Origin of the sequence: Bifidobacterium pseudolongum subsp. pseudolongum DSM 20099 (genome assembly GCF_000771225.1) — a bacterium.
Taxonomy (GTDB): Bacteria; Actinomycetota; Actinomycetes; order Actinomycetales; family Bifidobacteriaceae; genus Bifidobacterium; species Bifidobacterium pseudolongum.
On the sequence record NZ_JDTZ01000011.1, the window covers coordinates 35,651 to 61,390 of the forward strand.

Annotated in this window: 22 protein-coding genes and 1 tRNA gene; 2 read left to right on the plus strand and 21 right to left on the minus strand. The window is 62.3% G+C overall.

Annotation, left to right across the window (positions count from 1 at the left end):
• Nucleotides 1-6 precede the first annotated feature (6 nt).
• Together OU02_RS07240 and OU02_RS07245 are read right to left on the minus strand one after the other, a co-directional pair.
• Nucleotides 7-1,935, minus strand: a complete 1,929-nt coding sequence (locus OU02_RS07240; protein ID WP_033489621.1) for a helix-turn-helix transcriptional regulator — start codon at nt 1,933-1,935, stop codon at nt 7-9.
• A 146-nt stretch (nt 1,936-2,081) separates the two neighbouring features.
• Entirely contained in the window at nt 2,082-3,509 is a 1,428-nt protein-coding gene (locus tag OU02_RS07245; RefSeq protein ID WP_033489622.1) for a UTP--glucose-1-phosphate uridylyltransferase, read from the minus strand.
• Nucleotides 3,510-3,774: 265 nt separating this feature from the next.
• On the opposite strand from OU02_RS07245, the gene OU02_RS07250 reads away from it, so the two are divergent.
• Nucleotides 3,775-3,851, plus strand: a tRNA-Pro gene (locus tag OU02_RS07250).
• 105 nt (nt 3,852-3,956) lie between these two features.
• On the opposite strand, the gene der is transcribed toward OU02_RS07250, so the two are convergent.
• Nucleotides 3,957-6,098: a bifunctional cytidylate kinase/GTPase Der gene (gene der, locus OU02_RS07255; protein WP_033489623.1), complete on the minus strand. Its 2,142-nt coding sequence runs from the start codon at nt 6,096-6,098 to the stop codon at nt 3,957-3,959.
• On the minus strand, nt 6,095-6,868 hold the full coding sequence (locus OU02_RS07260) for a pseudouridine synthase (RefSeq protein ID WP_033489624.1): 774 nt from the start codon (nt 6,866-6,868) through the stop codon (nt 6,095-6,097). The genes der and OU02_RS07260 overlap by 4 nt, the downstream gene beginning before the upstream one ends.
• 160 nt (nt 6,869-7,028) lie before the next feature.
• Between OU02_RS07260 and OU02_RS07265 the strand changes: the two genes are divergently transcribed.
• Nucleotides 7,029-8,000 carry an MIP/aquaporin family protein gene (locus OU02_RS07265; RefSeq protein ID WP_033489625.1) on the plus strand — a complete coding sequence of 324 codons (972 nt, stop codon included), beginning with the start codon at nt 7,029-7,031 and terminating at the stop codon, nt 7,998-8,000.
• Here OU02_RS07265 and OU02_RS08610 read toward each other — a convergent pair.
• From OU02_RS08610 to OU02_RS07345, 17 genes are all read right to left on the minus strand, one after another.
• Nucleotides 7,959-8,249 carry a DUF3017 domain-containing protein gene (locus OU02_RS08610; protein WP_080720464.1) on the minus strand — a complete coding sequence of 97 codons (291 nt, stop codon included), beginning with the start codon at nt 8,247-8,249 and terminating at the stop codon, nt 7,959-7,961. The two genes, OU02_RS07265 and OU02_RS08610, sit on opposite strands and share 42 nt — an antisense overlap.
• Before the next feature lie 46 nt (nt 8,250-8,295).
• Nucleotides 8,296-9,927, minus strand: a complete 1,632-nt coding sequence (purH, locus tag OU02_RS07270) for a bifunctional phosphoribosylaminoimidazolecarboxamide formyltransferase/IMP cyclohydrolase (protein ID WP_026643046.1) — start codon at nt 9,925-9,927, stop codon at nt 8,296-8,298.
• Nucleotides 9,878-11,260: a cell division protein PerM gene (locus OU02_RS07275; RefSeq protein WP_033489626.1), complete on the minus strand. Its 1,383-nt coding sequence runs from the start codon at nt 11,258-11,260 to the stop codon at nt 9,878-9,880. The genes purH and OU02_RS07275 overlap by 50 nt, the downstream gene beginning before the upstream one ends.
• Entirely contained in the window at nt 11,260-12,174 is a 915-nt protein-coding gene (sucD, locus tag OU02_RS07280) for a succinate--CoA ligase subunit alpha (RefSeq protein ID WP_022857497.1), read from the minus strand. Before sucD ends, OU02_RS07275 begins: the two co-directional genes overlap by 1 nt.
• Nucleotides 12,171-13,367: an ADP-forming succinate--CoA ligase subunit beta gene (gene sucC, locus OU02_RS07285; RefSeq protein ID WP_033489627.1), complete on the minus strand. Its 1,197-nt coding sequence runs from the start codon at nt 13,365-13,367 to the stop codon at nt 12,171-12,173. The genes sucD and sucC overlap by 4 nt, the downstream gene beginning before the upstream one ends.
• A 38-nt stretch (nt 13,368-13,405) precedes the next feature.
• Nucleotides 13,406-13,987, minus strand: coding sequence for an adenine phosphoribosyltransferase (locus tag OU02_RS07290; RefSeq protein ID WP_033489628.1), 582 nt, complete (start codon nt 13,985-13,987; stop codon nt 13,406-13,408).
• A gap of 23 nt (nt 13,988-14,010) precedes the next feature.
• Nucleotides 14,011-14,424: a preprotein translocase subunit YajC gene (gene yajC, locus OU02_RS07295; protein WP_026643050.1), complete on the minus strand. Its 414-nt coding sequence runs from the start codon at nt 14,422-14,424 to the stop codon at nt 14,011-14,013.
• Between the two features lie 64 nt (nt 14,425-14,488).
• On the minus strand, nt 14,489-15,568 hold the full coding sequence (gene ruvB / locus OU02_RS07300) for a Holliday junction branch migration DNA helicase RuvB (protein WP_033489629.1): 1,080 nt from the start codon (nt 15,566-15,568) through the stop codon (nt 14,489-14,491).
• A gap of 5 nt (nt 15,569-15,573) precedes the next feature.
• Complete coding sequence (gene ruvA, locus OU02_RS07305) at nt 15,574-16,197, minus strand: Holliday junction branch migration protein RuvA (protein ID WP_033489630.1); 624 nt, start codon at nt 16,195-16,197, stop codon at nt 15,574-15,576.
• Between the two features lie 40 nt (nt 16,198-16,237).
• Nucleotides 16,238-16,819: a crossover junction endodeoxyribonuclease RuvC gene (gene ruvC, locus OU02_RS07310; protein ID WP_026643053.1), complete on the minus strand. Its 582-nt coding sequence runs from the start codon at nt 16,817-16,819 to the stop codon at nt 16,238-16,240.
• An 8-nt stretch (nt 16,820-16,827) separates the two neighbouring features.
• Nucleotides 16,828-17,583: a YebC/PmpR family DNA-binding transcriptional regulator gene (locus OU02_RS07315; RefSeq protein WP_026643055.1), complete on the minus strand. Its 756-nt coding sequence runs from the start codon at nt 17,581-17,583 to the stop codon at nt 16,828-16,830.
• A gap of 63 nt (nt 17,584-17,646) precedes the next feature.
• A complete protein-coding gene (locus OU02_RS07320) occupies nt 17,647-18,828 on the minus strand; it encodes a glycosyltransferase family 4 protein (RefSeq protein ID WP_238551886.1) in 1,182 nt (393 codons plus the stop codon).
• A gap of 38 nt (nt 18,829-18,866) precedes the next feature.
• Nucleotides 18,867-19,889, minus strand: a complete 1,023-nt coding sequence (locus tag OU02_RS07325; protein WP_033489631.1) for a phosphatidylinositol mannoside acyltransferase — start codon at nt 19,887-19,889, stop codon at nt 18,867-18,869.
• Nucleotides 19,890-19,892: 3 nt separating this feature from the next.
• On the minus strand, nt 19,893-20,555 hold the full coding sequence (gene pgsA, locus OU02_RS07330; protein WP_033489632.1) for a phosphatidylinositol phosphate synthase: 663 nt from the start codon (nt 20,553-20,555) through the stop codon (nt 19,893-19,895).
• Between the two features lie 141 nt (nt 20,556-20,696).
• Nucleotides 20,697-22,775 carry a threonine--tRNA ligase gene (gene thrS, locus OU02_RS07335; RefSeq protein ID WP_033489633.1) on the minus strand — a complete coding sequence of 693 codons (2,079 nt, stop codon included), beginning with the start codon at nt 22,773-22,775 and terminating at the stop codon, nt 20,697-20,699.
• 134 nt (nt 22,776-22,909) lie between these two features.
• Entirely contained in the window at nt 22,910-23,869 is a 960-nt protein-coding gene (locus OU02_RS07340; protein ID WP_033489634.1) for a DUF2971 domain-containing protein, read from the minus strand.
• 47 nt (nt 23,870-23,916) lie between these two features.
• Nucleotides 23,917-25,506, minus strand: coding sequence for an ATP-binding cassette domain-containing protein (locus tag OU02_RS07345; RefSeq protein WP_033489635.1), 1,590 nt, complete (start codon nt 25,504-25,506; stop codon nt 23,917-23,919).
• Nucleotides 25,507-25,740 lie beyond the last annotated feature (234 nt).

Genomic DNA, 25,740 nt, shown 5'->3' on the forward strand with positions numbered 1-25,740 from the left:
CTCCCTTCAGGAATCCGATTCTTCCGGATTTTGGGCGGTTTCTTCGGAGATGCTTAATTCGCGTTGCGCGCGCGCCACCATCATCGAACGGAGCGTTTCAGGCGCCACCGCCACGATATGGCGTGCGTGGGCGATGCAGAACGCGACGAACCACGAATCGGAACGGACGAACAAATGGACCTTTTCACCGTCACCACAAGGTTCGACGTGGGCGTCGGCCAAGGTCTTGATGAACTGCAGGTGCGGCTGGTCGGTAATGAACACCGCGGGCGTGGCCGTGTCCGTGATCCACTTGCGCAGATCGCTCACCGAGACGTCGGGGACGTTCAAATCGGCGACTGGGTCGACAATCTCGGCTTCTTCGATGCGGGAAATGGTGAGCACCTGCCAGATACGCGGCTCACCGGTCTCCTTGTTGATTGTCATGTCCTTGTGCACAAGGTCTTGCAGCTCCTCAGGGGCCGCATCGGCCACGTCGGTCCACATGGCCGCGTAGTACACGCCTTCGTCGACATAGATCTTGGACGGCGCCACAAGACGACGCAGGTTGCGCCCGGCACCGTCTCGATACACCATATTGAGCAGTTTGCGCTCCTTGATGGCGTTCTTCACCACGGTGAAGTTCCGCGGTTCGACCTCGTACCCGGTCAGGCTCAGCCAAGGTGTCTCCCCCGGTGCGACGTGCTTGACGAGGCGTTCATAGAGGTCCTGCGCCTGCTCGCGCTGGTCGGCTGGCAACAGCGACGCGTGGGCAAGGTAGTCCACGGAGGCGGTGAGCATGCTCATGTACTGCGGTGAAATGCCCGCCAGACGTTCAAGGCCGAGCGAATTGGTGGCCGAGACGATGCCTTCGGCGTCGAGCAGCGACCAGTCGATGTCGAAGAACTGGCTGCCCGCCATCTCACCATCGTCGGAAACCGTGGTGAGCGTGTTGATGTCCTTATGGATCGTGGCCACATGCTTCTTGAGTTCGTCATCGTTCTTCGGTTCGCCGATGAAGCGGACGGCCAGTTCGGGCAGGGAGTACTCCTCGCCCAGATGCGCCGAGAGGAACAGCATGAGTCGCAGCCTGCGGTCGACCTCGCTGCCGGTCTGGAACGAGGTCTTCTTGCCATGCTTGGCGTCGGACTCGGCCTCATCGCCTTCGTCGTCCGACGACTCAATCGACTGCGCGCGGACCTTGGCGGCCGCGAAGGTCGCGGAATCGTCGGCGAGCTGGAACTGCGTGGCCGCATTCAGGCGCCGGCGGAAGGCCGCCACGGCCTCGGGCGGGCTCACCACCGAGGAATTGGGGTGTTCGAGGACGAACATGGCCAAATCGTCGGCATCGGTGTATGCAACGTTGAGGTGCTCCTCGCCCACAGCCACGGTGGCCGCGAATCGCCGGGAATCGACCACCTTGACAAGGTTCTCCGGAATATGCTGGGTGCCCAGACCCGGGGCCATCGAGTCAAGCCCAAGTCCGGGGATCGGCGTCTGTGGCACGCGCGGTGCTGTCCGGGAGGCATGTTGCTGCGTATGCGCCGGCGCGGAGGACATCGACATGGATCGGGCGAGGTAGTTGGCCGCCGCGAGCACAGGCAGGTCCGCCTGCTGGAACCGAAGGCGGATGCGGGGTTCGTCGCCCAGCTGCAAGCGGTACGAGGCGAAATCCTGACCTTCCGACTTCGAAGAGTACTCGGGCTGGCGCGATTCGATCGCGATGCCCATGGCCGCGAGTTTGGCGCGGTCTCGCTGGAATTGTTTGGCGAACGCCGCCTTTGCGGCCTGGTCGGCGAGCTCGCCGTACGAATCGGCGTATGCCTTCACTCGCTGGGCGATTTGGCGGGATGTGAGCCATTGCGGGAATGCGGATGAAAGCACTGCCAGCACATCGAGCTCATGCTTGCCCCACTTGTCAGAAAAGCGACGCCTTCCGTTACTACCCTCAGCCATTAGTCCTCACGTATCATTAGAGTTTCCAGTAAGTGTGTGCCATGTGTTCATCGCGCACACCCGTTATCCATGATAGAGGGGTTTTTGGGGAACGTCAGACAAAATCCCAAAAAAACCTCTGATTTTCTTATATCGCGAACACGCCATCACAACCATTCATCGGGCTCTATGCCCTGCGGCCCCACATATTCGCCGTTGGGCACATAGCTCGGATGCCCTTCGTCCTCCAAACGGGCGTCGCCGAACAACGAGACGTTGCGGCCGAAGGTCCAATCGCCCTGCACCTCGAACGACGCGGCCGCGGCGATGGACGGCACACCGTACGGGAACCGTTCCTCAAAATCGCGGATGTTCTTGTAGAACCGTTTGTCGAGCGTCACATTCGGGAAGTGGTAGTCGCCGTCCTCCATCTCGTACGAATCGGTCAGGTGGAAGCGGTCGGAGCGCATGATGAACAGATCATCAGTCGTCTTCACCGGCAGGAACCTCATGCGGTCCACTTCGACACAGATCGACCCGTTGAACAGGTTCACCGCGGCACCCATGGCCGTTTCGAGCTGCACGACCTTCGTGGAATGCGGGTCAGTGGGGTCCACTGTCTTGTAATTGCGGATCACCGGCAGCGGGAGCACCCCGTTATATTCGGTGAGTTTCTTGCGCAGTACGTCGATACGCACCCAGATATTGTTGGTGTTGAAGAACGGGTGCTTGTGGATGTCCATCGCATCAGCACGGTCTTCGTCCGCAACCTGCGTCATTTCCCGCAGCATCAGGTGTCCCGTCACCGCATCGCGCACGATATGGCCGCCCTTGCGGTCGGCTTCGGTGCGCCGTGCCACTTCGATCATAAACGGCGCGCCGGTGTTCTCGAAATGCTGGGCCAGGGTACGAGATGGGCGCGCTCCGAGGTTGTCCGAATTCGAGATGAACAGGTAGCGGTATCCCTGCTCCTCGAGGATGTCGAGCAGGCCGGACTCCCAGAGCGTGGAGTACAGATCGCCGTGCCCGGGAGGGCACCATTCCAGATCGGGGTTCGTCTCCCATGTCACCGGTTCGCCGGTGGAGACGTCGATCTTGGGCTCGATGTGTTGGATGATCTCGACGGGCACGGACTCCTGATGGAAATGGCGGTCCTTGGCCACCGCCGCCATGGTGTCCTGCGATGTGCGGAACGAGTTCATAAGGGTCAGTGGCAAGTCCACCCCCAACCGTTTGCGTGCCGTGACGACCTGGCCGAGGATGATGTCGAGGAAACGCATCGGTTTGGCCTTGTGGCGGCGTACGGGGAGCAAGGATTTCGCATAATCCAGGCCCATCGACGTGCCCAATCCCCCGTTGAGCTTGAGGAACGCCGTCTTGGCGAATGCGTCCACGGCCTTCTCGTGATTGATGGTCTCATACACATCGTGGAAACTCGGAATGTCCGTAATCGGCTCAACGTCCTCTTCGCGAATCCAGCTGGTGTCTTCTTCGTTGCTCCAGATCTCGTACAAGTGCTCGAACTGTGCGATGGCGGTGTCGCTCATGCCATGTTCCCGCATCTTGTGTTCGGAACGTTCAAATGCGTCGGCCATGGTGGTGACCAATCCCTTTCTACTTATCAATCTCGTGTAATAGTGTAGCGGCTATATCCCGGAAATGTCTAATTTCCTACTAATATGCTTACATTATTCCGTAATGAACCATCGTAATTCCGGATGTGCTGATGCAGCGAAAAGCTGAATGATTCCGTATGCACCTGAGGCGGTGCTATACGATGTTCGATATTCGCGGACAGCCAATTGGCGTGTTGTGTCCAATCATATGCTATATTGTTCTCTTGGTGCTTGCAGCACTGTTCGGACCATAGCGCAGTTTGGTAGCGCACTTGACTGGGGGTCAAGGGGTCGCGGGTTCAAATCCCGCTGGTCCGACCACACGGTCCCCGGGATGTCATCGATGTCCCGGGGACCACTTGTATGTATGCGCGGTGGACGCACCCCTACCAATGCATGGTAGGGGTGCGTCCACCGCGGTTCAGGTCACTTGCGGCGTTTCTTCTCTCGAATATTGACGGAGATCTGGATGGGGGACCCCTCAAAACCGAACTCTTCACGCAACGCGCGCTCCAGGAAGCGGCGGTAGCCGTGTTCCAAAAAGCCGGTCGCGAAGATGACAAAGCGCGGAGGACGGCTCGAGGCCTGTGTCGCGAACAGGATACGCGGTTGCTTGCCGCCACGCAACGGGTGCGGGTGCGCCGCCTGGATCTTGCCTAGGAACGCGTTGAGCTTGCCTGTCGGGATGCGTTTGTCCCAAGACTCAAGCGCCTGTGTCATCGCACGGGACAGACGGTTCGTGTGCCATCCGGTCTTTGCGGAGAGGTTGACGCGTTGGGCCCAGGTCACACGGTCGAATTCCGTCTTCCACAGACGCTCCATGCGCTGCCTGTCAAACTCGTCCATGAGATCCCACTTGTTGAACACGAGCACCACTGCACGCCCGGCGTCCACGGCCGAACTCATCACTTTGAGGTCCTGATCGGAGATGGGCTGTGAGGCGTCGAACAGCACCAACGCGAGCTCCGCGCGCTCGATTGCCGCCTGAGTGCGCAACGACGAATAGTACTCGGCACCCGACAGCTTGTGTTGGCGGCGCTTGATGCCGGCGGTGTCAATGAACAGGTAATCGGTGCCGTCGATGTCCACGATCTCATCCACGGGGTCACGTGTGGTGCCCGCCAAGTCGTTCACCACGGAACGCTGCTCATGCGCCAGTTGGTTCAGCAACGACGACTTGCCCACATTTGGGCGGCCGACAAGGGCCACACGGCGCAGATGCGACGGCGTGAGGAACCCGGACGTTCGTTCCGCGCTTTTCAGCGCATCCATGGCGGCGTCGAGTAGGTCACCCACTCCCCTGCCGTGCATCGCGGAAATGGGGTACGGTTCGCCAAGGCCGAGTTTCCAGAATTCGGCCGCCATGTATTCGCTTACCTGGTCGTCGACCTTGTTCACAGCCACAATGACCGGCTTGCCGGCGGCACGCAGCATGCGCACGATGCGCTCGTCGGTCGTGGTCAGGCCCACTTGGCCGTCCACAACGAATACCACGGCGTCGGCGAGTTCCACGGCGATCTGCGCCTGAGACGCGATCGCGGATTCGATTCCCTCGACGTCGGCCTCCCAGCCGCCCGTATCCACCAGTTTGAAGTCGGTGCCGGCCCACTCGGCGTCGTAGCTCACGCGGTCGCGTGTCACGCCGGGAGTGTCCTCGACGACGGCGGCGCGCCTGCCGAGCACACGGTTGACGAGCGTGGACTTGCCCACATTCGGGCGACCCACAATGGCGAGCACCCCGACTTCCTTCTTGCGCTCGGTGTTCTCTCCGGAGATGAACGCCGAGCCATCAATGAGCGCTTCGTCGCCTTCGTCGAGTTCGTATCCCTCGAGATTGGACGCGTATTCGGCGTATTCTTGTTCTTCGATGGCGTCGTCGACGAGTCCGATCATGATGTCGAGCGTCTGCTCGAACGTCAGATCGGAATTGTCGATCGTCGTCACGCCGTCCTCGGCGACCGTGAAATTGGTGACCTTGGAATCCGCGGCATCGCGCGCGGCGACGTTTTCGGCACCGGCCGCACCGTTGCTTGCCTGATGCGCGCGGCGTGCCTGACGCACGTCGTCGCGCGCCGTTAGCAGGATGCGCACCTCGGCGTTCGGCGCCACCACATCGGTGATGTCACGTCCTTCGACAACGATGCCACGGCCTTCGGAAAAGCCCAGTTCCGTCGACTCCTCGGCGATATACGCGCGCTGTGCGGCAATGAGCACATGGCGCACGGGAATCACCGAAGACACGACCGAGACATGCGCGCTGATCTCGCTGGAACGGATGGCGCCGCTGATGTTCTCGTTGTTGCAGAACACACGGGCATCATCCGGGCTGTCAGGATCGACGCTGATGTCGAAATGCCCCTCGGTGAACAGGGCGGCCACTGTTTCGGTCACGAGCCGCTCGTCCACCGGTGTGGTGTCAAGGTCGACGCCCTGATGCAGGCACCACCACGTCGCCGCGCGGTACATGGCGCCCGTATCGAGGTATGCGAAATCGAAATACTTCGCCAGCGCCTTGGCAGTGGATGATTTGCCGACCCCGGCGGGGCCGTCCATGGCTACGCGAATCACAGTCCGACCTCCTTGGACAGTGAACGGACTTCGGTCTGCGACAGCACACGGTACGAACCCGGCTTGAGGTCGCCGAGCTTGATCGGGCCGATCTGCGTGCGCACCAAGCGGCGCACCGGGAAGCCGATCGCACCGAAGATGCGGCGCACGATGCGGTTCTTGCCCGAATGCAGCGTCACTTTGACGATGGTGTTCTCTCGGTTCGAATCGATGATCGAGCAGTGGTCGAGCTTGATCCAGCCGTCGTCGAGCTGCACGCCGGTGCGCACGAGGCGACGGCACACATTGCCGCTCATATGGCCTTCGAGTGTGGCGATGTACGTCTTTTCCACCTCATACTTCGGGTGCATCACATGCTGGCTCAGTTCGCCGTCATTCGTCATGAGAATCAGGCCCTCGGAATCGTAGTCGAGGCGCCCCATGTGGAAAATACGCTCGTATTTGTCACCCACGATGTCGCGCAGCGTATAGCGGCCCTTCGGGTCTTCCATGGCGCTGAGCACCTTGCGCGGCTTGTTGAGTGCGAGGGTGACGTGGTTGGGGTTGAGGCGCACGCGGGAACCATCCACGCGCACCTGTTGTGTATGGGGGTCGACCCGGGTGCCCAATTCGGTGATCAGCTCGCCGTCGATTTCGACGCGACCGTCGGTGATCATCTCTTCGCACTTGCGGCGTGACCCATACCCCGCTTGGGCGAGCAGTTTTTGCAAACGTATGCCTTCGTGCTCGGTGTTGCGGGTTTTCTTTGCTTGACTATATGCGTGTGGCATCGTTCTCCCAACGTGGCCGTTTCAGTATCCGTGCACCCCCGCGAAAACCGCTTTGTGGCTGGCAAGGGCACTGGCTAGTATTGTACAGCGTGACTGCCGAAAACGGGCAGTCGCGTCACGGGCCCGGCCCGATGACGCCATACAAGGATAAAGGAAAGATATGACTGCTGTTGACAACGAAACGCTCGCGCCCACCCGGCGCCAACACAGCATCTGGTCGCGCATGTGCGCGGAATTCGCGGGAAGCCTGCTGATCTGCTTCTCCATTTACATCATGTGTTCGTTCGGTTCCGCGTTCTACAATGTGAACCTCGCCTACATCGCGTTGGGCACTGGTGTGGTGTACGCGGCCATGACCGCCATCTTCGCCAAGGTCTCTGGCGCACAATTCAACCCGGCCATCACCGTGGCCGCCATGCTCACTTCGAAGACCCGCGTGCTCGATGGCGTGCTGTACATCATCGCGCAGCTGCTGGGCGCCATCGCGGCCGGTGCACTGTTCCTGTTCCTGCTGCCGTCCTCTGAGTCGGTGCCGGTGAGCCAGTGGCTCACACTTGTGGTCAATGGCTACGATGAGGGCTCCTCGCTGTACGCGACGCTGACGCAGATGGGCCTCACCTACAGCGTGGCCATGGCCATCGTCATCGAACTCATTGCGTCGATCATCGTCGTGGCCGCCGCCATGCAGTCGATGAAGCGCGACGGCGCCCCCACCCGCCAGCATACGCTGATCATGGGCCTGGCCTATGCCGCGGCGACCGCCATGGCATACCCGGTCACCGGCGCTGCCGTGAACCCGCTGCGTCCGACCGGCATTGCCGTGTTCGCCTCCAACAAGAATCTGACAGTCAACCCGCTCTCGCAGCTGTGGGTCTTCTGGGTCAGCTCGATCCTCGCCGCTGCCCTCGTGGCCCTCGTGATGATCGTGGCGCAACTGCTGTCGAACCGCTCGGCCGGCACGGATGGTGCCGATGACGTGGCTGAAGCTGCCATGCTCGAAGATCAGGCCGCGAATGACGCCGACATCCCCTCCGTTGAGGACGAAGTGGCCACGACGGCGCTCACGGGCACCCAGGCCGATGCCGATTACTCAGTGATTGAGCAGGAGGATGCTCAAGTAGAGCGCCAGTAGCGCCACGCCGAATCCGATGCCGCAACAGGCGTCGAACGGCACCGAGCGAATCTTCCAAGGGCTGCGTTCTCGCAATACGAGGCGCAGCACTCCGGAACCGATGGCCGCCACGGCAAGAACAACCGTGGCGGCCATCGTGTATCCGAACGCCGCCAAGGCCGTGGAGACAATGACGCACACGCATACGCACCATTCAAACCACGGTTTGCCCTCATGGCGTTCCGAAACGAATGGATGATGGCGGTTCATGCCGTCCACGACCTTTCAGCGACTGGATGGATTGAATTATTGGGTATCAGTGGAAGAAGTGGCGCGTGCCCGTGACGTACATGGTCACATTGGCCTTGCGTGCTGCCTCGAACACCTCTTCGTCACGGATCGAACCGCCGGGCTGCACAATGGCCTTGACACCGGCGTCGATGAGGATCTGCGCACCATCTGCGAACGGGAAGAATGCGTCGGACGCGGCTACGGCGCCCTGCGTGCGGTTGCGCCCCTCATCGAGCGTGTTGGCGCGTTCGACGGCGAGGTTCGCGGAGTCCACGCGGTTGACTTGGCCCATGCCGATGCCGACGGTGGCCATGTCATCGGCGATGAGGATTGCGTTGGACTTCACGCACCGCACAGCGCGCCATGCGAACTCGAGTTCCTTGAGGGTCTGTTCGTCGGCGGCTTCACCGGCGACGAGCTTCCAAGCATCCGGCATGTCACCGGTGGCGTCGATCAGGTCGGTGCTCTGCACCAGCAGGCCACCGTCGATCTGGCGGAACTGGAGCTTGGACTTCGGCGGCTCGGCCACCTTGAGGATGCGCAGGTTCTTCTTTTTCTCCTGCAGCAGGGCCAACGCCTCGGGCTCATAGTCGGGCGCCACGATCACTTCGGTGAAGATGGGGCGCACGCTCTGTGCCATGTCGAGCGTCACGGTGCTGTTGGTGGCGATCACACCGCCATAGGCGCTCATCGGGTCGCACGCATGCGCCTTGCGGTGCGCTTCGGCGGCCGTCGCGGCCACTGCAAGACCGCACGGGTTGTTGTGCTTGACCACGGCGACGGCGATCTGCGGGGCGAAATCCCACACGGCGCGCCATGCGGCGTCGGCATCGACGTAGTTGTTGTAGCTCATCGGCTTACCGCCCAGCTGCTCCGCGTTCGCGAACCCGCGTGTATTGAGCGGGTCGAGGTACAGCGCGGCGTCCTGATGCGGGTTCTCGCCGTACCGCAGCACATGCGCACGGTCCCACGACCGCGTGTAGGTCTGCGGGAACTGCTTGAGCTTGGCATCTTCCATGGCGTCGGCGCCCTCGCTGTTGTCTTCGATTGAAGCCGGCTTGGGCCAGTGCGCGCTCGTCCACTCGTTGATTGTGGCGTCATAGGCCGCGGTGTGGGCGAAGGCCTTGCCAGCGAGCCAACGGCGTTCGTCAAGCGAGAATCCGGTGCCGTCGGCGATACGGCCCGCGACGAGCGCGTAATCGGCCGGGTCGGTCACAATGGCCACGGTAGCACTGTTCTTGGCGGCGCCGCGCACCATGGAGGGGCCGCCGATATCGATCTTCTCGATGATGGCCGCGTTGTCCGCGCCTGAACGCACGGTGTCGGCGAATGGGTAGAGATTCACCACGACCAGGTCGAACGGCTTGATGCCGAACGATTCGAGCTGCTGGGCGTGGTCCGGATTCGTCATGTCGGCGAGGATGCCGGCGTGGATATGAGGATCGAGCGTCTTGACTCTGCCATCAAGGCATTCCGGGAAGCCCGTGACCTGCGAGACTTCCGTCACCTGCACGCCCAGCTCCTTGAGCTTGGCCGCGGTGGAACCGGTGGAGACCACTTCTGTTCCGGCCTGAATGAACGCCTGGGCGAGGACTTCAATGCCTTCCTTATGGTATACGGACACCAAGGCCCGTCGTAGCGGTCGGTTCGTCGTCACCTTGCTTCTCCTTCTGTGGTGTTGAGTTCACCACGCGATGGGTGGACTCCGGCTTCTCTGTTACTTGGTCCTCGCCAAGGGGCTTGGCTGAGGAGGAATGGGAATCGGCCGCGTGCCGTGCCATACCCCAACGTACGGTGAACACGACGGCGATGATGACGAGCACCGCGCCCCACGCGATGAACAGACCGATGGAGCATGGACGCGCCACCGCGTTGGTGGCCTGGCGCACGTCCACGCCCACATGGGCGAGGCGGTGCGATCCCAGCGAACCGTTGGCCAGGGGGAACACGATCGCGTTGACGATCGACAGCACCGCGGCGCTGATGCAGAACGCGCCAGCAGGGTATGCAAAATCCATGAGCAGGCTGCGCATGTCAAGCGAATCCTGCTTGAGGCGGATATGGAAGCCGCTGCGCGCGAACAACATGGACAGCCCCACTGCAATGCCCAAACCCAGTGGGATGAGCATGACGGCCGTGCGCAGTGCATCGTGGTCGATCGCTTGCGGGAACAACGCGAACAACGGCAGTGGCGGCAGGTCCTGCGTCGTGGACGACCACAGGGTGTAGTTGGCCGCCTCACCGATGGAGAATCCGGCGCCGAACAGCCATGAGATGGCCCACAGGCAGACATTGGGAAGCCATGCCAGACCGATGACGCACATGAGCACGCGCGAACCGGTCTGCATATGGAGCGCATCGAACCAAGCGGACATCTGATGGTGGCCGAGCGTTATCCACACGATGACGGTCCCCAGACCGACAAGCGCCACACCGGCAAGCAGAATCAGCGCCGTGCGCACGCCGACACGGATGGAATGGCGTACCGGTGCCGACACGTACCGGCGGATGTAGTTCTTCGTCACACCAAGCAACGGCATATGGGGAACCGCCGCGAGCAGGTAGCCCAGCGTATAGATAAGCAGGGCTTTGCCCATCACTACGCCGGTGCTGTCCTCGAGGCGAACATGCAATCCGCTCATCAGCACGTGCTGCAGGAGCAGCCAGACCACGGCGCCCGAGACGAACGCCCGCGGATCGGTGCTGGTCTTGGTACAGACCGTGCGAATCAACGCAATCAACAGGATCGTGAGCAGTAATGGGGTCACGCCCATCACGATGGAGCCGCCTTGGAAGCCGACACCCTCGCTGAGCAGGATGACCGCCTTGGATAATGGCACGGTCTGTGCCGACAGCACATTGCTGCCTTCCTCCATGGCCGCCACGAGCAACACGAGTGCCGTCATCAACCCCAATGGCACGGCATAGATGAGCATCGCCGCCACTGCGGCGGCGATGCCTTTGATCCATGGAACCAGACGTTTCTCCATTACAGCGAAGCGAGTACCTCGCGCATGAAGGCGGCCGCCTGTGCGGGTGTACGCCCGACCTTGATGCCCACCGCTTCAAGCGCCTCCTGCTTGTCCTGGGCTGTGCCCTTGCCTCCGGACACGATGGCGCCGGCATGGCCCATCTGCTTGCCTTCGGGGGCGGTGAACCCTGCGATGTACGCCACGACTGGCTTGGTCATATGCTCATGCGCCCATTGCGCGGCGTCCTGTTCGGCGCTGCCGCCGATTTCGCCGATCATCATGACGGCCTTCGTGTCCGGATCGGCCTCGAAAGCGGCAAGGGCCTCCTGCAATGTGGTGCCGACAATCGGGTCGCCGCCGGCGCCAAGGCATGCGGTGAACCCGATGTCGGAGAGTTCGCCCATGAGCTGGTAGGTCAACGTGCCGGACTTGGACACGAGTCCCAATGGGCCTCGCGACACGATGCCGTCGGGGATGATGCCCAGATTGACGCCATGCGATTCGCTGGACGAGGCGAGGGTCATCAGCCCCGGGCAATTCGGGCCGACGATGCGCACGCCGTTGCGCAGGGCGAGTTCCACGAAATAGGCGCTATCCGCGACGGGAATGCCTTCGGTGATGACGACAACGACGTCGAATCCGGCCTCGACGGCCTCGACGACCGCGCCCTTGGCGAATTTCGGCGGCACGAACACCACGCTGGCCACCGCACCGGTGGCGGCCTTCGCCTCTTGGCATGTGGCGAACACCGGAATGTCGCGCACCGTGCCGTCTTCCATCGTGAATGGCACGGTGGTGCCGGCCTTGCGTGGATTGACACCGCCTACGATGTTGGTGCCGGCCTTGAGCATGCGCGCGGTATGTGTCATACCCTGATGCCCGGTCATGCCCTGTACGATGACCGGTGCGTCGTCCTCGATGAAGACAGTCATTTGGTCTCCTCCCCGCCGTTAGCCGCAAGGCGTGCCGCTTCGGCCGCCGCGAGCTCCATCGTCTGTTCCACATGGATGTTCGGCCGTTGCGCCTGCGCGAGGATGCGCAGGCCTTCCGCGGCCGCGTTGCCATCGAAACGGACCACGAGCGGCTTGGTCACGTTGAGTTCGTCGATGGCTTCGAGAATGCCGAGTGCCACCTGTTCGCACGAGGTGATGCCGCCGTACACGTTGATCAGCACGGCATGCACCTGCGGGTCGGACAGCACGATCTCGAGGCTTGCGCACATCGTCTGCGCCGAGGCGCCACCACCGATGTCGAGGAAGTTGGCCGGTTGCACGCCGGTCCCCTGTTTCTGGCCGGCGAACGAGACCGCATCGAGCGAGCTCATGACAAGGCCGGCGCCGTTGCCGATCACACCAACCTGGCCGTTGAGATGCACATAGTGCAACCCGTGCTCCTGAGCCCTGCGCTCATAAGGGTCGGCCTCGTCCGCGTCATCGAACTGCGCCCAGCCGCCATGGCGGAAGGCTGCGTTGCCGTCGAGCGAGACCTTCGCATCAAGCGCACACAGGTGCTTGCTCGCCTCGTCGTCCGGGTCGCCGACCTTGGCGAGCGGATTGATCTCCACGAGCGTGGCGTCGTTGTGCTTGAAGCATTCCCACATACGCAGCAGGATCTGCGCGGCCTGCGCCTCATCGGCATGGTAGAACCCGATGCTGCGGGCCATCTCCATCGCCGCATCGAGGTCGAAATCGTCAAGGGCGCTGATATGCAGGCGCTTGACCGATTCGGGGTGTTCACGGGCGATCTCCTCGACCTCGGTGCCGCCGTTCGCGGTGGCGAGCACATCGAAATCGCGGGATGTGCGGTCCACGGAGATTGATACATAATACTCATGGAGGATGTTCTTGGCCTCCGCCACAAGCACACCGCTCACCTTGTGGCCGTGAATCGTCATGGGCAGGATTTGCTGTGCCGCCTGGACCGCTTCATCACGGTTGTGCGCGATCTTGACGCCGCCAGCCTGACCGCGGTGACCGATCTTGACCTGTGCTTTGATGACCACGGGGAATCCGATGGTCTCCGCGGCTTGGGCCACATCCTGTATGTTGCGTACGAAAATGGCCTTCGGGGTTTCGATTCCCTGCTCTTCCAGCAGGTCCCTGGCCTGGTATTCGTAAAGATCCATGAATCCCTCTTGGTAGTGGACGGTTATGGAGACTGGACTCAGGCGGGCATCGCCAACAGCGAGCTCGTCGGGTAATCGCCCAGCGCCTGCCGGCCTTGAAGGCCGCGCAGCTCCATGACAAAACTAAAACCAGCGACCGTGCCGCCGCATTGAATGACCAAATCGCGGGCAGCCGACGCGGAACCGCCGGTGGCGATCAGGTCGTCGACGATGAGGATGCGTTCGCCCGGCGTAATCGCCTCGCGCTCGATCTCAATCGAGGCTTCACCGTATTCAAGGCTGTAGCTTTCCGTGCATGTGGGAGGTGGCAGCTTGCCGGCCTTGCGCACGGCGATGAAACCTTTGCCCAGTTCGGCGGCCATGGCCGGCCCGAAGAGGAACCCGCGCGCTTCAAGGCCCGCGATGGCGTCGAAGTCATCGATGTCGACCGGAAGGTTGGCGTTCAATGCGTCCAGTAGGATGCGCAGTCCCCGGGCATCGGCGAACACCGGCATGAAATCGCGGAACATGATGCCCTGCTTGGGAAAATCAGGGACCGAACGAATCAGTGAGGTGAGATAGTCCACATCCGCGGCGTCAAGCGTTGCAGATGCGGCAAGGGTGATGTCCGAATGGGTCATGATGATTGTGGTTCCCGCTCGGTTCACTGCTTCGGCATGGGAGCCTGGTCGTCGTCATCCGTTTCGGTGACGGTCTCTTCGACGGTGGTCTCGATCTGCTCGGGCTCGCCCTGTTGGTCGGCGTTGTGGTCGATGGGGTTGCCGTTCTCGTCCACATCGTCGTCGCTCACATAGGCGGGGCGCACATACTCGCGGTTGATCGCACGGAACGTGAAGCGCAGCAGGGTGCCTTCGCTGTCGATCACGATCTCTTCGTACTGCTCGTCGACTTCGACGACCTTGCCAATCAGCCCGCCGATTGTCACGATTTCGGTGCCCGGTGCCAGGTTGCTCCAGAAATTCTTGCGTTCCTCCTGCTGCTGCTTGGCCTTGCGGGTCTGGAAGAACATCATGCCGATCATGAAGACGAGCAGGATGATGAGGAAAAGATATTCCATTGGCATGGGTGGGCTCCTTGAACGTGGGGATGGGGTAAACCGATGGCCTTACGGAAGGTTCAGTCTAGAATAGCTTGCTGACATCGCCTGCGGCGTCGTCGGCCGGCACAAGACCAAGGTGCTCCCATGCGCGCGCAGTGGCCACACGGCCCTTTGGTGTACGCATCATGAAGCCTTCGCGCACCAGATACGGCTCGCAGACCGTCTCCACAGTCTCCGCCTCCTCCCCGACCATGGCCGAAAGGTTGTTGAGCCCCACGGGTCCACCGTTGAAGTTGCGGATGAGCGCATTGAGCACCGCCATGTCGAGGCGGTCAAGTCCTTCAGTGTCGATCTGGTACAGTGCCAGTGCCTCTTTGACGTCGTCGGGCTCCACTTGGGGCAGGTCATGCACCACCGCCCAGTCGCGCACGCGGCGTAGCAGCCTGTTCGCGATGCGTGGTGTGCCGCGTGAACGGCGTGCGAGTTGCGCCGACGATCCGGGCGCCAACGGCAGTGACAGGACCGCCGCGGACCGTTCGATGAGTTTTTCGAGTTCGTCGTCGGGGTAGAAATCCAGATGCGCGGTGAACCCGAAGCGCGCGCGCAACGGCGAAGGCAGCATGCCTTCGCGCGTGGTGGCGCCAATGACGGTGAACCGTGGCAGCGTCAGGGGAATCGATGAGGCGCCCGGTCCTTTGCCCACCATGACGTCCACACGGAAGTCCTCCATCGCGATGTACAGCAGTTCCTCCGCCGCGCGGGGCAGGCGGTGGATCTCGTCGATGAAGAGCACCTCCCCTGCGTCGAGCGAGCTGAGAATCGACGCGAGGTCACCTGCGTGCTGGATGGCGGGGCCGGATGTCACACGGATCGGCACACCCAATTCATTGGCCACGATCATCGCGAGGGTGGTCTTGCCTAATCCGGGAGGCCCGGCAAGAAGAATGTGGTCCGGCGGCACTTCGCGTTTGCGGGCGGCATCGAGGAACAGCTGGAGCTGCGCCTTGAGCCGTGGCTGCCCGATGAATCCGTCGAGGATGTGTGGACGCAGCTCTTCGTCGCTCACAGGCTCGTTGCCGATGGCGTTGGCGGAGACCATGCGCAGCGATTCCTCATTGGCTCCCTGATTGTCCATGCCGCCTTGTGCGGTGTCGTCGTACATGCCGTTCACCTCCCCGTGTCAAGTGCGGCCAAGGCCAGCCGCAGCACCTGTGGTACATCCTGTGTGTCAAGTGGCGTGGCGAAGTCATGGTCGCCCATCACCTCGTCGATCGCGGCCTGCGCATCCTGTCGGCGCCACCCCAATGACATGAGCCCTTCGAGCACCTGGTGCATCCCCACGTCATCCGGCGCCTTGAGCGTGGATGTGGGTTCCGCGGGAGCCACGGCGGCAAAGTCTATTGACCCTTTGAGTTCAAGGATGATCTTCTGCGCGCCTTTTTTGCCCAGGCCTGGCGCCTTGGCCAGTGCCGTGGCATCCTCGTCGTGGATCGCCTGGGCCAATTGGTGTGACGGCAGCGTGGAGAGCAGCGAGAGTGCCACCTTGGGGCCGATCCCATTGACTTTGAGCAATTGCAGGAACATGCGCTTGGACTCCATGGACAGGAATCCGTACAGTGTGATCGCGTCCTGTGAGACCATCATCTCGGTGTGGACCACTGCGGTGTTGCCGATGTGCAATGTGGCCAGGTCGGCGTTGGGCATGCGCACCGCGAAGCCGATGCCGTTGACGTCGACGACCGCGGTTGTCGAGTCGACGGCGGCCACGGTGCCGGTGAGCTGACCGATCACGGGACCTCCTAGGACGGTATTCGAACATATGTTCGGCAGTTTACATGCCTCTGCGGACTCCCCTGCCCCGTGTGGCATGCTGCGCGGCCTGCGCCCATTGGCGTTGCGCGGGCGTCAGGTGCTGTTCACGCTCACCGCCCTGCAGCGCGCCTTGCGGACGCAACGCATGGCAGATGGCGATCGCCAATGCATCCGCGGCGTCGGCGGGTGTGGGCAGCGTGTTGAGGTTGAGCAGGCGCGCCACCATGCGTTCCATCTGGATCTTCTCGGCCTTGCCGTTGCCGGTGATGGCTAGTTTCGATTCGGTCGGCGTGTGCAGGGCGACGGGGATGCCGCGTTGCGCGGCGGCGAGCATGGCCATGCCCGCCGCCTGCGCGGTGCCCAGCACGGTGTTGCGGTTCTCTTGTGCGAACACGCGTTCGATCGACACGGCGTCTGGGATGAACTCGTCGAGTTTGGCCGCCAGTCCGTTGTAGATCGTCAGCAACCGCAGGTCCTGTGAGATGTGCGGGTCGGAACGCACCACGTCGACGTGCATAAACGAAAGCCGGCGGTTGGCGCCGGCTTCGATCACGCCGACCCCGCACCGAGTGAGCCCGGGGTCAACGCCTAGGATGATCACAGGAGCGGTTACTCCTCGTCAAGCTGGGCCATGACCTCGTCGGAGGCGGTCCAGTTGCTGTAGATGTTCTGCACGTCGTCGAGATCGTCGAGGTTATCGATGAGCTTGGCGACCTTGCGGGCATCGTCGAGGGTGAGCTCGACTTCGTTCTTCGGGTTCATCACGATCTCGGCCGAATCATAGTCGATGCCGGCGTCCTGCAGGGCCTGGCGCACCGCGATCAGGTCGGACGGGTCGGTGAGCACCGTGTAAGTCTCGCCGTCGTCGGTCACGTCCTCGGCGCCCGCTTCGGCGGCCTTCTCGAACAGGTCGTCGAAATCCACGCCTTCGGCCGGGACCTCGATGGCGCCCTTGCGCTCGAAGTTGAAGCTCACCGAACCGGTTGTGGCGAGCGAACCGCCGCCCTTGCCGAGCGTGGAACGCACATCCGCGGCCGCACGGTTGCGGTTGTCGGTGAGGCATTCGATGATCAGACCCACGCCGGCCGGCGCGTAGCCCTCATACACGATCTCCTCGTAGTTGGCACCGCCGGCTTCCTCGCCCGAGCCGCGCTTGACGGCACGCTTGATGTTGTCGGCCGGCATCGAGTTCTTCTTCGCCTTGTAGATGGCGTCATACAGCGCCGGATTGCCATCCGGGTCGCCGCCACCCTGACGGGCCGCGATCTCGATGTTCTTGATGAGCTTGGCGAACAGCTTGCCGCGCTTGGCGTCGATCGCTGCCTTCTTGTGCTTGGTGGTCGCCCACTTGGAATGCCCTGACATATTGCTCCTAGATGGGTAGTGGATTGATGGACATACGGTAATCGAGTTGATTCTAAGGCGGTTCTACGACAAGGCCTGCCGGTACACGGCCAGCACCTCGTCTACGACGGTCTCCCAGTCGAAGTCCTTGGACCGCTTGAGTCCGGCTTTGGCGAGCCGATCGCGCCGCTGCTCGTCGGCGAGCAGCTCGCATATGCGCGCAGCGCAATCGTGCCCGTCCTTGTTGGCGAACAGTGCGGCGTCCTGCCCCTGTTCGGTCACATCGACGAAGGCCGGCAGATCGGAGGCGACGATGGCGCAGCCTGCTGCCATCGCTTCGGCGAGCACGATGCCGAAGCTCTCACCGCCGGTCTGCGGGGCCACATAGACGTCGAGCGACTTGTAGAACCGGGCCTTGTCGTCGTCATCCACACGCCCCAGGAATTCGAAATGCCTGAGGAGTTCTTCGCCGCCTTCGTGCTCGAGGATGGTTTTCTCGGCGTCTTTGCTGCCGTCGCCGACCACCAGGAACCGTGCGCCCGGGTAGTGGCGCAACACCTCACGCGCCGCGTCGACGAACACCGGGAAGCCTTTTCGGTCCTCCTCCAGACGCCCCAGGAACCCGATTGTGGGATGCTGCGCACTGCCCTGCCATTGCGCGTTGGGCGTGGCCCGCAGATACGCGGAACGGTCGATACCGTTGGGGATGACGGTTCTGCCGATGTCTTCGGGCAGATAATGGTCTGCGGTGCGGCCTGCGGACGGAGAGACGAAGATCGCACGGCTCAACGGCGTGAGATACGACCGCAGGTACCGTTCGAAGATGTGCAGAGCCCGCGGATACGGTTCGATGCTCGCATGGAAGGTGGCGACCATGGGTGGCGCGTCATGCATGACGAGCGGCTTATGGCTGACTGACGGCGCCTCCGGTTCGTGCAGGTGCACGATGTCGAACTGCCCCTGCCGCACCCACCGCCTTGTCTGCAGTCCAGCGGCGAGGAAATAGCTCAGATGCGCCCACGAGCCGTTATAGGGGATGGCGAACGACGAACCGTTTGTCTGCACCCACAGCGGCATGTCCTTCGTGCGCCGCCCTGGCGCGAACACCGAGACGGAATGTCCGCGGCGTATGAGCGCCTCGGAGAAATCCCTAATATGGTTCTGCACGCCACCGGGTGTCTCGAACGAGTAGGGGCAGACGATGCCGACGCGCAGCGGGCGCCTGTCTGCCTGCACATGGCTGAGTGATGGTTCCTGCGAAGACATATAGAGCATTGTGGCCGACCGAATGGACTTCACGGCCATCACTGGTCGTACGCACGCAGCGCGGCTATCTGTTCCGGCACGTCCTTGAGCCGCGACAGGTCGAGGTCCTCAAGAAAAATCGGTTGCAGCATATGCCAATCCTCGGGGTGCGCGGCAATGCCCTTCGCCCACACGTCGACCCACGCTTGGCTGATAGCGTGGATCGCCTCCTCACGGTCAAGGCAACGGTACCGGTCGATGTCCAACGGACCACTGATCTCGCAGACATACCCATACGGGGTGCCCGCGGCTTTTCTGTCGTGGCCGGTGAGCCGTTCACGGTAGGTGTTGGCCACATACAACGGCAAGCCCGTATCGTACGCAAGGGTCGCCGGCCCACGGGCCACACGGATCGTCGAGCCGAAGGCCTTGACGAATTCGCCGTGCCTGCTCAAATCCCGGTCGGCGAGCAATGGCACGACCACATGGGGATTGGCGAGCTCGTTCTCAAGCCGTTCGGTCAGATGGGGCGTTCCGGTCAGCAGGATGCGCATGCCGAGGCGCTCACGAATCGACACAAAAACCTCAAGCATGCGTGCATCGGACAAACGTTCGGCCACAGTAGTCACAGGTGCCACCGCATACCGTGCCCAGAACCCGTCGTAATCCCAATTGCCCTGATGGCCCATCGCGATCGGCGCCGACCGGTCCCCCTGCCCCGGTGCGGTGAGCGCGATGAGCGACTGCAGTCCGGAACCTGTGCCACGGATGCGGGCTTTGAGCTGGCGCTCGCTCCTCGCCCCGACGGTGAGGGCCTCCGAAAAATAGGTGAAATAGGATCGCATGCCGCGGTGTGACATCCGCCGTAGCGCCTTGGCGTCCACAGGGGCCGGTTGTACTCCGGCGGCTTCCGGCTGGGAGGCGGACCATGCGAGCACATGGCTCAGATTGCGTTCAAGCTGGCGCACCGACCCCACACGCAACAGCCATGCGATGTCCGCCGCGGCAAGGAACGCCCCGCGGATCAGCCGCTCGGGCAACACCCGCGGATGGTTAGCAAGCCACGCCATCATATTGGCCATCGGTCAGTCCTCAGCCGGAGCGTCCAGTGTGGCCTCGATCGACGTACGGGCCTCGTGGATGCGCTGGAAGATCGTGATGGTGCCGAGCACGGCGAGGATGCACATCGTGGCCATGAGCCAGAAGTCCTGATGGGTCAGGCCACTGATGGCCATGCCGACGAGGATGACCGTCAGTCTGTCCGAGCGTGTGGCGATGCCGCCTTTCGCTTCGGCGCCGACGGATTCGGCGCGTGCACGGATATATGACGTGACAAACGATGTCATGATCGCGTAGATGGCGGTACCCATGCCGACGAGTGCGGTGACGTCATACCGTTGGTCTGCCAGCAGCGCCGTGTTGTTGCGCATGAAGAAATAGATGATGACACCTAGGAGCACTGCCCAGTCCGCGACACGGTCGAGTGTGGAATCGAGGAATGCACCGAAATGTGTTCCGCCGTTCGTCAATTGCGCAACCGAACCATCCAGGGAATCGAAGATGACGAGCAGCGTCAGGACGAACGCCCCCCAGAACAGCCACCCGGTGATGCCGGTCGCGATGCCGACAATTGTGGTGCCGACGGCGCCGATCACCGTGACGGCGTTGGCCGTCAGGCCAATCTTCACCATACCCTTCGCGATGGGGTTGATGATTCGCTTGAACCATGGTCGAAGCTTTTCCAGCATATTGTATTCCCGGTGTCAATCTGTGGATGTGTGAACATAATGCCCTATGGGCATGGACGGCATGCGGCCACCCCTGCCCCGAACGAGGGCGAGGGGCCGCGAACAGGGGATGCATAAGCCCCATTCGCGGCCCCTCGAATATCACTCGGCGTCGGTGTCGGACACGTTGAACTCAACGTTGTCGACCGGCTGGCCGGTGGCCGCCTTGAAATCGTTGGCGGTGTTGACCTGCACACGCTTGGCGATCGTCTCGAGAATCCACTCCTTGGCCTGATCCACCGGCACGCCGTTGAGCTGGCTGCCGTCACGGAAACGGAAGCTGACAGCGTTGTTGTTCATATCCTCTTCGCCCACGATGATGATGAACGGCACCTTCGACTTGGAGGCGTTGCGGATCTTCTTACCAAACCGGTCGTCGGACAGGTCGGTCTCCACACGCACCATGTCCTCTTCAAGCGATTCCATGAACCGCTGCAGATGCGGGGCGAATTCGTCCGCGACAGGCACGCCGAGCGCCTGCACCGGGGCGATCCACGCCGGGAATGCGCCTGCATAATGCTCGAGCAGGATCGCGAAGAAACGCTCGATCGAACCGAAGAGTGCGCGGTGGATCATCACTGGGCGCTGGTGCGTGCCGTCCGGCGCGATGTATTCGAGCTGGAAGCGCTCCGGCAGGTTGAAGTCGAGCTGGATCGTGGAGACCTGCCATGTACGCCCGATCGCGTCGCGCGCCTGCACCGAGATCTTCGGTCCGTAGAATGCTGCGCCACCCGGATCGGCCACGAGTTCGAGACCGGATTCCTCGGCCACTTCGGCGAGGGTGTTCGTCGCCTCTTCCCAGATCTCGTCCGATCCGACGAACTTGTGCTCGTCCTTCGTGGACAGCTCGAGGTAGAAATCGTTCAGGCCGTAGTCCTTGAGCAGGTTGAGCACGAAGTTGAGCAGGTTCTTGAGCTCGTCGCGCATCTGCTCGCGCGTGCAGTAGATGTGCGAATCGTCCTGGGTCAAGCCGCGCACGCGGGTCAGGCCGTGCACGACGCCCGACTTCTCGTAACGGTAGACGGTGCCGAATTCGAAGAGGCGCAGCGGCAGCTCGCGGTACGAACGCTGGCGAGACTTGAAGATGAGGTTGTGCATCGGGCAGTTCATCGGCTTGAGGTAATAGTCGAAGCCCTGCTTGACGATGTTGCCCTGCTCGTCCTTCTCCTCGTCGAGGTGCATCGGCGGGTACATGCCGTCCTTGTACCACTGCAGGTGGCCGGAGGTCTCATACAGGCCGCCCTTGGTGATGTGCGGGGTCTGCACGAAGCTGTAGTGGTGCTTGCGGTGCATCTCACGCGAGTAGTCCTCCATCGCGTTGATGATCGCAGCGCCCTTGGGATGGAACACGGCAAGGCCCGGTCCGATCTCTTCCGGGAACGAGAACAGGTCCATCTCCTGGCCGAGCTTGCGGTGGTCGCGCTTGGCGGCTTCCTCCATGCGCGTCTGGTACGCCTTGAGCTCCTCTTTGGTGGGGAACGCCACGCCGTAGATGCGCTGGAGCATCGGGTTCGCCTCGGAGCCCTTCCAGTAGGCGGCCGCCGCGCGTTCGAGCTTGAACGCCTTGATGAAGCGCGTGTTCGGCAGGTGCGGTCCACGGCACAGGTCGGTCCACACCACATTGCCTTCACGGTCGATGTTGTCGTACATGCTCAGCTCTTTGTCGCTGATCTCCACGGCGGCTTCGGTGTTGAGCGCGTCCTCTTTGTCTTTGATCAGTTCGAGCTTGTACGGCTGGTCCGCCTCTTCCTTCAACGCCTCGTCCTCGGTGACTACGCGGCGTTCGAAGCGCTGCGCGGACTTGATGATGCGCTGCATGTGCTTCTCGATCGTCTTCAGATCCTCAGGTGTGAACGGCTCGGCCACGTCGAAGTCGTAGTAGAAGCCGTTTTCGATCACAGGTCCCACGCCGAGCTTCGCATCGGGGCGGATCTCCTGCACGGCCTGCGCCATGACATGCGTCGCGGAGTGGCGCATGATCGCGATGCCATCCGGCGAATCGAGCGCGATCGATTCGACTTCGTCACCGTTGGAGAGCGGTGTGTAGAGGTCGCGGGGCTCGCCGTTGAGACGCACGGCGATGATGTTCTTGTCGTCGGCGAACAGGTCGACGCCCGTCTGGTTCGCATCCACCTCCTTCGCTTCGCCGTTGACCGTTAGGGAGATGGTGTTCTGTGCCATGGGAATCGTCCTTGTCTATCTGGGTCCGCGGTACAAGGTGCAGACCTGGACTACTGATTACAGGTACACAACTTAGGGTTCAGCGCAGACAATGCCGTCGCGTTCGGATTGCCGGAATGCGACGGCATTGCGCCTCACCGGTAGGTGCCGCGTGAATGGGCCACATCGGCGACTCCGACGCCAGCCGAGGCGAGCAGCATCCGGATGTCCTGTTCGCTCGCCGTGCACCGTGGCCCGATCATGACGGCGCGCAATGTGCGCCCCAGATCCAGACCAAGGTCAATCGTCGGCACGAGCCGGTCCGTGCGCGGCAGCACGGTGAACCGCGCATGGGTCACCGTATCGGGGAAACGTCGAGGCAACGCGTGGGCCAGTCCCTCCTGCAGCGTCTCGAAACCGGCGGTGTTCGCATTCGGCCCCCATATCGCGAGCCTCCATTCGCGCTCTTCGCGGAAGAACCGCTTCTTGCAGAACGCGGTGGCCGCGATGAATTCCAAAGTGGCATCGAGCAGCCGGGCGCGCACCACGTCCCGTGTGTCCGCGCTCGCCGTGCGCAGATCGTGCACATTGCGTGCCATACGCGCGGCGAGCTCGTCGAAGCATTCCGCGCTGCGCTCACGCCCGTAGACGATCGGCCGGTACAGCGTCATCATGTGCGTCTCCAACGGGTGCCCGTCGTCGCTGCACACCGTGAACGATGGCTCCCGTTGCGCGAAGGTCGACAGGTCGAATCCGAGCGCCACTCCCCGACCGTCGTCGCCGTACGCGCGCCATTGGCTGAGCTGGTCTGCGCGCTCGGACAAGCACACCGCATAGCACAGGCGGTTGGGTGGCAGCAGATGCCGGCTGAGCGCCTCACGCAACATCGTCTGGTATTCCGGGCGCAGCAGCTCGATCCAATGGTCCGCGAATTCCAAGGTCGGTCCGGACCCGCTGATCAGGCCAATGCGTTTGAGGCTGTCCATCGCCGCAGCATATCCATAGGTAATCTCCGCGGAATCATTGGACTTCGTGATATCGCACAACCGCAGCGACGCGTTCGAGATGATGGCGCACGCGGTCTCCAACGAACAGTAATGGTACGTCAACGGCATCTTCCGACCCTCCTGTCTCACTTTCCCGCCATGCTACCGGCAGTGGGTCAGACGGCACAACCACAGGCTTCATCAAGGAACCAACGGTCGTGGCTCACCACGACGAGCGCACCCGGGTAGGTCTGCAGAAAACGCGCCAGCGCCTGCTTGGAGTGCAGGTCGAGGTGGTTCGTCGGCTCATCGAGCACAATGAGCTGGGGTTTGCGTAGCAGTCCCAGACACAATGCGAGCTTCTGCGCCTGCCCGGGGCTCAGCGGCTCGCCCGCCATCAACCGGTCGGGGTCGGCGTTGAGCTGCGCATAGGCGGAAAGCACACGTGGGCGTTCCGCATTGCCGAGCCCCTGCAGTTGGGTCAGCAGACGCGTTTGCTCGTCTTCCCCGGGAATCTGATTGATGACCAGCGCGGGCAACTCGGTGTCCAGTGATGCGAGCAGCGCGCGGATGACCGTCGATTTGCCGGTGCCGTTCGCCCCGTCGATGCCGATGTGGTCGCGCGGTCCCACACTCAGGCGCGGCACGCGTATGCCGGCACCCGCGCCGCCTGTCTGTGCGCCTGGTATGGCCTGTGTATGCCAATGCCGTCCGTCCACGACCGGTTCGGACACGGCGTCCTCACTGCTGGCCGGCGCGCCGCCGTCGAACCGTAGCACACCGGCGTCCACATGCGCCGGCTCCCTGCGCGCCGAAGGTTCGATGTCCACGACAATCGCGCCGTCGTACCGCTTGGCATCCGTTGCGATGGACTCGACCGTACGTTGCGCCGACTCCAGACGACTGCCGAGCGCGCGGTATGCGGCGGTGCTCGCCTTGTCCGCCTGCTTCTCGTTCCACTTATGCGTATTGCGCGCGTCATGGTCGAGCCGGTCGATCTTCCATCCGCCATGCTTGCGCGCCGTGGCGGCGTCCATCATCGCGCGGCGGCGCTCCTGCGCCTGCGCGATGGATTGCTGCGCATGCTGTGCGGCTTCGAGCTGGTCCGCCACCTCGGCGCGGCGCAGTGCGCGTGTCTGCTGCGCCTTCGTGTACCCGCCCGCATACCGTTCGAGCACGGTGCGGTTGTGCCCGCGTACATGCCGGCGTTCGAACATGATGCATTGCGCGCATGTCGCGTCGATGAGTTCGACGTCGTGCGACACAAGCACGCCAATGCCGTTAAACTCGCGCATCGCGTGCGCGATGGCCTCGCGCGTGGCCGTGTCCACATGGTTCGTCGGCTCGTCGAGCACCAGCACGTCCGGATTGGCGAACAGCGCGCACGCCACCTGCAGGCGCTTGCGCTCGCCGCCGGAGAGCGTGGCGAACCGGTAGGGCCAGTCGTCACCGATGCCGAGCGTGTCGCGCAGCGCGACCGACGGTGCGGACCAGTCGTCGCGGAACTCCTCGAGATTCGCTGGCTCGCGCGTGCACTCCTGTTCGCAGTATGCACTGACGAACGTGGACGGGGCGGGACTGACTGATCCGCGCGTGGGGGTCAGCAGACCGCAGACGATGCGCGCAAGCGTCGTCTTGCCGCAGCCGTTGTCGCCGAGCAGCGCCGTCCAACCTGCGGGCAGGGAGCAATCCACGTCGTCGAACAGCGGTTCGGCGGCGCCGGGATGGGAAAAAGAGAGATGTCGTACCACAAGAGTCGTTGCCACGGTGGCCACCTTTGCCAATATGGCGTACTGCAAGGAACAATCAGTGAATGAGACCGGGATTCGATGAACACGAACGCACATGAACGCGGCAGCACGCACAACGCGTCTGGCCGACTGATTCATTCACTGCATTCAGATCCGCAAGTACCCTATGACCTCCGTGAAAGATTTCCTTGGCATGTGGGGAAATCCGCTTGAATATGAAGAGAGCGGACAACGGGACTCGAACCCGCG

Coding starts and splice junctions, on each gene's coding strand:
- OU02_RS07240 (WP_033489621.1), bottom strand. CDS start 1,935: ATGGCTGAGGGTAGTAACGGAAGGCGTCGCTTTTCTGACAAGTGGGGC.
- OU02_RS07245 (WP_033489622.1), bottom strand. CDS start 3,509: ATGGCCGACGCATTTGAACGTTCCGAACACAAGATGCGGGAACATGGC.
- OU02_RS07260 (WP_033489624.1), bottom strand. CDS start 6,868: ATGCCACACGCATATAGTCAAGCAAAGAAAACCCGCAACACCGAGCAC.
- OU02_RS07265 (WP_033489625.1), top strand. CDS start 7,029: ATGACTGCTGTTGACAACGAAACGCTCGCGCCCACCCGGCGCCAACAC.
- OU02_RS08610 (WP_080720464.1), bottom strand. CDS start 8,249: ATGAACCGCCATCATCCATTCGTTTCGGAACGCCATGAGGGCAAACCG.
- OU02_RS07275 (WP_033489626.1), bottom strand. CDS start 11,260: ATGGAGAAACGTCTGGTTCCATGGATCAAAGGCATCGCCGCCGCAGTG.
- sucD (WP_022857497.1), bottom strand. CDS start 12,174: ATGACTGTCTTCATCGAGGACGACGCACCGGTCATCGTACAGGGCATG.
- sucC (WP_033489627.1), bottom strand. CDS start 13,367: ATGGATCTTTACGAATACCAGGCCAGGGACCTGCTGGAAGAGCAGGGA.
- OU02_RS07290 (WP_033489628.1), bottom strand. CDS start 13,987: ATGACCCATTCGGACATCACCCTTGCCGCATCTGCAACGCTTGACGCC.
- yajC (WP_026643050.1), bottom strand. CDS start 14,424: ATGGAATATCTTTTCCTCATCATCCTGCTCGTCTTCATGATCGGCATG.
- ruvB (WP_033489629.1), bottom strand. CDS start 15,568: ATGTACGACGACACCGCACAAGGCGGCATGGACAATCAGGGAGCCAAT.
- OU02_RS07315 (WP_026643055.1), bottom strand. CDS start 17,583: ATGTCAGGGCATTCCAAGTGGGCGACCACCAAGCACAAGAAGGCAGCG.
- OU02_RS07320 (WP_238551886.1), bottom strand. CDS start 18,828: ATGTCTTCGCAGGAACCATCACTCAGCCATGTGCAGGCAGACAGGCGC.
- OU02_RS07325 (WP_033489631.1), bottom strand. CDS start 19,889: ATGGCCAATATGATGGCGTGGCTTGCTAACCATCCGCGGGTGTTGCCC.
- pgsA (WP_033489632.1), bottom strand. CDS start 20,555: ATGCTGGAAAAGCTTCGACCATGGTTCAAGCGAATCATCAACCCCATC.
- thrS (WP_033489633.1), bottom strand. CDS start 22,775: ATGGCACAGAACACCATCTCCCTAACGGTCAACGGCGAAGCGAAGGAG.
- OU02_RS07340 (WP_033489634.1), bottom strand. CDS start 23,869: ATGCCGTTGACGTACCATTACTGTTCGTTGGAGACCGCGTGCGCCATC.